The 435-nt window shown below is 41.6% G+C and carries 1 protein-coding gene; it reads right to left on the reverse strand.

Features of this window, described 5'->3' with window-relative positions; all coding sequences use genetic code 11:
* Positions 1-392, reverse strand: a 392-nt coding sequence (gene tnpA / locus JCM17207_RS09715; RefSeq protein ID WP_238317469.1) for an IS200/IS605 family transposase, incomplete at its 3' end; no start/stop codon positions are given.
* Between the last annotated feature and the right edge of the window lie 43 nt (positions 393-435).

Consider the following 435-nt stretch of genomic DNA (forward strand, 5'->3'; position numbering starts at 1 on the left):
TCATACTGTCTTTGGATGTACTCTTGGATTTTCTTTGTATTTTTGCCTGCGGTATCTACATAATATCCTCTGCACCAGAATTCTCTGTTTCGATACTTGAACTTCAACTCCGGGAACTGTTCATATAGCATCAAACTGCTTTTCCCTTTCAGGTATCCCATAAAACTCGCAACTGCAATTTTAGGTGGTATCTCCACCAGCATGTGAATGTGGTCCGGACACACTTCTGCTTCGATGATGTGTACCCCTTTCCATTCGCATAATTTTCTTAAAATCATTCCGATTGCGCGACGCTTCTCTTTGTAAAACACCTTTCTCCGAAACTTTGGGGCAAAGACTATGTGATATTTACAATTCCATGTGGTATGTGATAGACTATTCGTGTCGTTCATTTTGAATGACCTCCCTTTGCTTGGTTGTGCAGTTGGCAGACCG

This window comes from Faecalibacterium gallinarum, assembly GCF_022180365.1.
Lineage (GTDB): Bacteria > Bacillota > Clostridia > Oscillospirales > Ruminococcaceae > Faecalibacterium > Faecalibacterium gallinarum.